6 protein-coding genes are annotated in these 5,892 nt (G+C 55.2%); all 6 read left to right on the top strand.

The window, feature by feature from the left end:
* A partial coding sequence (locus ACETWG_06720) for a DUF3160 domain-containing protein (protein ID MFB0516281.1) occupies window positions 1-1,128 on the top strand: 1,128 nt, incomplete at its 5' end.
* Window positions 1,125-1,730, top strand: a complete 606-nt coding sequence (locus tag ACETWG_06715) for a hypothetical protein (GenBank protein MFB0516280.1) — start codon at window positions 1,125-1,127, stop codon at window positions 1,728-1,730. The genes ACETWG_06720 and ACETWG_06715, both read left to right, overlap by 4 nt.
* Before the next feature lie 112 nt (window positions 1,731-1,842).
* Entirely contained in the window at window positions 1,843-3,150 is a 1,308-nt protein-coding gene (locus ACETWG_06710) for a T9SS type A sorting domain-containing protein (protein ID MFB0516279.1), read from the top strand.
* Window positions 3,151-3,505: 355 nt separating this feature from the next.
* Window positions 3,506-4,468, top strand: a complete 963-nt coding sequence (locus ACETWG_06705) for an asparagine synthase-related protein (GenBank protein MFB0516278.1) — start codon at window positions 3,506-3,508, stop codon at window positions 4,466-4,468.
* 330 nt (window positions 4,469-4,798) lie between these two features.
* Window positions 4,799-5,194: a hypothetical protein gene (locus ACETWG_06700; protein MFB0516277.1), complete on the top strand. Its 396-nt coding sequence runs from the start codon at window positions 4,799-4,801 to the stop codon at window positions 5,192-5,194.
* A 67-nt stretch (window positions 5,195-5,261) separates the two neighbouring features.
* A partial coding sequence (locus tag ACETWG_06695) for a hypothetical protein (GenBank protein ID MFB0516276.1) occupies window positions 5,262-5,892 on the top strand: 631 nt, incomplete at its 3' end.

Here is a 5,892-nt window from a genome sequence, read left to right as displayed (position 1 = left end):
GTATGGCTACAGGCGATCCGCGACCTCAATCCCGCGGAACCTGACGGAACCCTCCCCCTGTTCATGAACACTACCGCCTGGCACCATGAGAAACTCAACACCCAGCTGGCATCCTGGAGTCAGCTGCGCCATGATAACCTGCTCTATGCCAAGCAGTCTTATACCGCTATGGCGTCCTGCTCGTTCCCCCATTCCTATGTGGAACCCTATCCCGCTTTTTACCGCACTATCGCGAACTTCGCCGAGAAATCCGGCACCTTCTTCTACCAGGTCACGGAGGACGCCAGGATCACCGGCTTCTTCACCCGGATGAGCGCCATCATGGACACTCTGGAAGTGATCGCCCAAAAGGAACTGGACCACCAGCCCTTCAGTGACGCCGAGAAGGGTTTCCTCAAGACCATGCTATACTCGCAGTTCCTGGGCTGTGCACCCGCCTTCAGCGGCTGGTACACCGATCTTTTCTATGACGCGTATGAAGATCCCGCTGGTGAGGATTTTGTCATCGCTGATGTGCACACCCAGCCTACCGATGAGGTGGGGAACATCGTCGGCCGGGTGCTCCATGTCAGTGTCGGCCCGGTGAATCTCGGTGTCTTCCTCGCCCCCAGCCCTTCCAGCGATTTCCAGCCCGTGGCGTTTGTGGGACCTGTTATGTCCTACTATCAGCAGGTCACCGAGAATTTTGACCGCCTCACCGATGAGCGCTGGACCGAAGCGGTTCAGAATGGCCAGCTCCCCGCCCGTCCCGATTGGGTCAACGTCTACCTGGCAGACGTGCAGGGAGAGGCTTTGGCCCCCGGCCGGGAGCTGCCGGGCACTGTCTACACCGTTATGGCAGGTGACGAGCCGGGCGACCTGCCCCTCGGCTTCATGCTCGCGCAAAACTACCCCAATCCCTTCAATCCTACGACCACCCTCCGATACGAGCTACCCCGGGCCGCTTTCGTCACGCTCACGATCTACGACCTCCTGGGTCGGGAAGTGGCCAGCCTGGTGAATGAATGGCAGCCTGCGGGTGAACACCGGCTAATGTTTGATGCCGATCGCCTTCCCTCCGGCGTCTACGTCGCCCGTTTGGTAATGCCGGGGTATAGCAAGAGCATCAAGATGGTGGTGGTGAGATGAAAACTACCGCCATGATTCTGTTTATCTTGGCTGTCTTACTCGGTTGTGAAGCTGGCGAGGAATCACAGGAGGTAACTAATATTGACTATTTTCCCCTGAATATTGGTGGCGAGTATCGCTATTATCATCCTCCGGATACCACTATCCGGACTAGTAGCAAGGTCTGGGGGACGGTCTTATTTGGGAACAAGAAATACTACGCTGTTGGACCGGATAGTCTTCGTGTCAATTACTATCGTCCGGATCCGGTGACTGGAAATATTTATATTTACTATGAGTACATCACCGCCGAAGAACTACTATTCCGGTTTAACCTGGCTGAAGGTGACACCTACCATGTGTATTCCAATCTGAATGATCTGAGTGAATTCCAAATAGTAACTGTCGTCAATCGTAATGAGACGGTTGAGACCCTTGCAGGCACCTTCACGAACTGCCTGTTCCTCGCCTTTGATACACCGGAGGTTTGGGACGACGCCTGGTGGTTCTGGTTTGCCCGAGGCGTGGGTATCGTCCAATATGATGGGGACTGGAGTCCGTTGGGCAAGCTTGCGTTTGCACAAGTAGGAGGCAGCACGTATCAGCCAGGTCAATCAAGATGAAGACCGGATTAACTCGTCCGCTTGAGAATAATCAAGGCATACTACAATCCTAAAGAAAGGTACTTCTAAAACGAAACTCCCGCTCCCTTCATTCAGGCTGTGGATCGTTGTTATGGCTGGTTTCCTGTTAGCTCCCCTGTCAGGTCAGCAGGAGATTGAACACCTGGGCCTGGCCGGGAAGCCGGTCACCTCCCTGGGAGTATATGGATCGGTGATTATAGCCGGAACCAACGGTGAGGGGGTGTATTACCTGAATGCCTCCAACCTGCCGGATACCAACTGGGCGAACCTTGGGTTGGCAGGAAAGCATGTATCGGCTGTGTACCCGCACAAAGCTGGCCCCGTCGGCTGGGGAATCACAGCTGGCGTGTTTCCGGCGGAAGACGACTCGGTCTATGTCTACTGCAGCTACATGGGTGGGGAGTTCACGCCGAACAGCGCGGGTATATCGGATAGTTTCGCCGTGGGGGTCTACTCCCTGGCCGGCTTTCCGGACCCTACGATCTGCGGGGAGAAATACGCGGCCACCGGGGGTGCCCTTTACCAACAGCAGTTCGGCGATAGTCTCTGGCGGCCACTGTTTACCAGCATTGACGCTGAAGGCTGGGGCATTCAGAAAGTCCAGACCACCGAGTTCGTTGGCGGATTGGTTATGGTGGGCGGTGGGGAGGGATATTCAGGTATCCTGCTCATGAAATCGATGGACTATGGAGAGACATGGGAGCACCTGTACCCTCCGGGACCGGCCTATGAGTTTGATTTCGGGATGGATTCGGCCTTCGCTGATGTGGAGAATATCTTCATTGCCGCTGGGGATCTCATCTACTCCCAGGATGGTGGAACGACCTGGTATGTGCCGCTATGGGATTTTCCAATTTACGACAAGGTGGCGATCGATCCGTGGACATCACTGGTCGTAGTGAGCGGATGCGCGATATCCACGATAACTTGTGACGAACCTTTTCTGGATTACAGCCTGGATTTGGGCGAATCCTGGCATCCGGTTCCCTTTACGCATGTGGGGCCGATCATCGATATGGTTCTTCCCGGGGATGGGTATCTTTACTTCGCGGTGACAGACGGTGGAGTCTACCGGGTGGAACTGATCACCCTTGGGGTGGAGGAGGCCAAGGGTGCTCCCCGGTCTATGGCCCTGCACCGCGCCTACCCCAATCCCTTCAATCCTTCGGTGACAATCCGATATGATCTGCCGGCGACATCGCAGGTGACGCTGACGTTATTCGACCTGCAAGGTCGGGAGGTGGTGAGGCTAGTGGAGGGATATATCAAGCCGGGCTACCACCAAACTCAGTGGAATGGCCGAGATGCTAGTGGCCTAGCAGTCCCCTCCGGCATCTACATCGCCCGCCTAATGACGCCGGAGTATAGTAAGTCCATCAAGATGCTGTTATTGAAGTAGCGTCAAAGTAGTCCCGTCCACAATCCCGCCAACGGCGGGGCCAAAGGCGGGGCTGCTGCTGAAGTAACGGTCTCGTCTTTGGTCACCAGGCGGGCCGTCATTCCCAATCCCGACGAATTGTCAGGACGAGGAAGCGCGCATAATCATAGTCATTTTGCCGGATACGGGACCGATACGGAATTTGATTTATCTATAGGGATGCAGAGGTCTTAAAATCCCCCGGCACCGGTACTCCTTTCGGCATTCCTTCGCAATCCATTGGCTGGAGGGAGCTACCCGCAGGTGCTTAGCCATGGGTGCGCGCCGCGCAGTTCAGCGTCATGTTAAGACTATCAAACGAAAAGGAGGTCGCCACATGATCAGGGAGATCACCGCCCGGGAGCTTGACACCGAGCGCTTCATCGATGAGCAGGTCCAGGCGATCAACGGGGCCGTGGGGGAGGGAACGGCCATCAACGCCCTCTCAGGTGGCGTCGATTCGTCTGTGGTTACCATGCTCGGGCACCGCGCCCTGGGAAAGCGTCTCAAGACGGTCTTCATCGAGAACGGTCTCATGCGCGCGGGAGAGTCCGAACAGGTCACGGGTCTGTTTCGAGAGCTCGGCGTCACCGTCGAAGTGGTCGATGACCGCGATAAGTTCTTCGCGGCGCTCAAGGGAATCACCGACCCGGAAGAGAAGCGCGAGGCTATTACCCAGACCTTCTACCGCCATGTTTTCGGACGCCTGGTCAGGGAAAGCGGGGCGAAGCACCTGCTGCAAGGAACGAACCTGACCGATATTGACGAGACCATTGCCGGGATCAAGCGCCAGCACAACGTCTTCGAGCAGCTCGGGATCGACCCAAAGAAAGCTTTCGGCTATCGCATCATCGAACCGCTCATTCAGCTGCGCAAGGATAGTATTCGAAAAATCGGCCAGGCCCTGGGCCTTCCGGCCGAGGTATTCGAGCGGATTCCTTTCCCGGGGCCGGCGCTCGCAGCCCGCGTGATCGGCGAGGCGACACCGGAGCGCATCGAGACGGTCCGCAAGGCCACCGCCGTGGTCGAGCGATTGCTCAAGGGCAGTGGCGCCTTCCAGTACCTGGCGGTCCTGCACGCAGACCGCGTGACCGGCATGCGCGACGGCCAGCGCGACTTCGGTCAGCAGATTGAAGTGCGCTGCTGGGACAGCCTCGACGCGCGCACCGCAACACCCACCAGGCTCCCGTTCGAAATCCTCGAGGAGGTCGCACGCGAGATTATCCGCGCGGTGCCCGGCATCGTCAGCGTTACCTACAACATAGCGTCGAAGCCCCCCTCGACCATCGAAGCGGTCTGATGACGGCGCCGGGATTCAGGACAAGCGTCTGCGTAGTCCCGCCGTAGGCGTGGGTCCTGAAGTGAAGGGGATCATTCTGGTAGGAAGTATCAGCTTTTTGAAACAGTCCTCAGTTTCCTGATACTTTGATCCTTCCATATAAGGCAGGGAGGTTGTTCCATCCTATTCTCGATCGACAGCACATCTCTTCGTAAAACTCGTTTGGCCGGCCGATCATACCCCAGCCCGGCTATTCACTCATTATTAACGGTATTATCTTTGCAATATAAATGAAGGGACTGTTGGGCCAATCGGCTCCCGGGCTTATGTTATACTTCGGAATTTAGTAAGATGAAAAGGCTCTTACTTTTGGCTCTTCTGACCTGCTTCGCCTGTACCGAATCGGAGGCAGTGAATGAACTGTATGAGACCGACGAGATCTGCGGTACGTGGGTCTTGTATTCTGAGGAAGGAGGTGTGACGGTATTCAAGCGAACGGACGAGCTGGCGGTGGACAACTACGGGATCGTGTTCCGCACGGATGGCTCCTGCCTCGAGCGCAAGAACGCCGGCTGGTGTGGCACACCCCCGATCACCTACGCCGATTTCGAAGGCACATGGGAACGGTTATCTGAAAACATACTGGCAATCGAGGTGGGCTACTGGAATGGTACCATGACCTACCAGCTGGAGATCGTTGAGCTGAGGGCCGAGGAACTCAAGGTTCGCTATCACTATTCCGACTAAAAATTATGTACTTGCCCCGATGAAGATGGTGCTGCTAAAGTAGTCCCCAGCACATGCGGATGACATTATGAATTCTTCTGTCTCGATTAAGCGTACGTCCTTTCTCTTAGCATTAGGCGTATTAGCCGGTTGTGAACAGCCACTCGAAGAGCCATCACTTGAATCGTTGCCTGTCCAGAACATATCTATAGAATGTGTATCAGGCGTACTTTCTCGTGGCCCCAATGAAATAGTGATTACCTCGCAAGAGGAGTACGAAGAATTCATCGATTGGAAGTTCAAACAACGCATGGATGGTACTTGGAATAATAACTTCCCGAATGTACTAGAAGCAGTTAAGCGCAAATACCCGGGTCTAACCGAGGCTGAATACGTGCAACTAGCCTCTGACAGTCTCTATCGAATGGAGGTATTTATCTGGGCAAAAAACTGCGGCTATCCCGACGGGGGACCTATTTATGGTAATCCGGAGATAGATTTTGATATCCACACCTTGCTCGGGGCGAGGGTAGAAGGAAGCGGTTGTGGCGGTCCCGATTTTAATCTCGAAGCATTCGTAGATAATAAACAAGGAAAGTATATCTTCCGCGTACATACCATCTGGTATGGCACCTGCTTAATGGCCCGTTATGGACTGGTCTGGGCTCTACTTCCCCGACTTCCAGAGAATTATACGGTAGAGTTTGACTGGCAATGCT

Source organism: Candidatus Neomarinimicrobiota bacterium (assembly GCA_041862535.1).
Lineage (GTDB): Bacteria > Fidelibacterota > Marinisomatia > SCGC-AAA003-L08 > TS1B11.
This window is presented reverse-complemented; position numbering and strand designations above follow the sequence as displayed.